This is a genomic window from Winogradskyella litorisediminis, from assembly GCF_042675765.1.
Lineage (GTDB): Bacteria > Bacteroidota > Bacteroidia > Flavobacteriales > Flavobacteriaceae > Winogradskyella > Winogradskyella litorisediminis.
Window position 1 is genome coordinate 1 of the sequence record NZ_JBHTJL010000002.1, and the last position, 785, is coordinate 785.

Genomic DNA, 785 nt, shown 5'->3' on the forward strand with positions numbered 1-785 from the left:
CAATTAGAAGTGACACCAGCGACAGATAGCACAGAGCCAATCAATTTCGACTACACGGTAGAAGATGAGGATGGCTTAACCGATACGGGTAACGTAGACATCACGTTCACGCAGCTGCCACCAGTAGCTGACGATGACTCTGCAAATACAGGTGCGGGTGAAACAGTTAATCTTAATGCACTGGATGGTGATGATGACCCAGATGGAGACAACGCCAACTTAACAATCACAGAGATAATCGACCCAGACGGTACGGTAACACCAATAGCACCATTATCAACAGTAACGTTGAGTGATGGGACTATGGTAACATTACAAACCAATGGCACATTAGATGTAACTCCTGGCCCAGATGTAACTGAAATCAATTTCGATTATACAGTTGAAGATGAAGATGGTTTAACCGACATTGGAAATGTAGTAGTGACTGTTATATTTGACTGTGATGATATTGTTTCTGGTACAATTGATGTTTGTTCAATTTTAACTTCTGACCCTTCAAATCCAATTGGGTTATTAGATTGTGATGGCGATGGTGAAGACAATGCTACTGAGTGTACAAATAATACTAATCCTACAGACCCTTGTTCCAATAATGGAACAGGTATAGCTGATACCAGTAACCCAATCTATGCAGCAGCAGATTGCGATGGAGATGGCGAGGATAATGGCACAGAAATAGCAAACGGTACAGACCCAACAAATCCATGTGAAGGCGGAGATTTAGCTAACGTAGACTTAATGAATACGACTAGCGATTGGTATACAGCGGATTGTGATGGAGA

The 785-nt window shown here is 42.0% G+C and carries 1 protein-coding gene; it reads left to right on the plus strand.

Annotation, left to right across the window (positions count from 1 at the left end):
- Positions 1–785: Ig-like domain-containing protein (locus tag ACFQ1Q_RS00075; protein WP_386126711.1), on the plus strand; the 785-nt coding region annotated here is incomplete at both ends.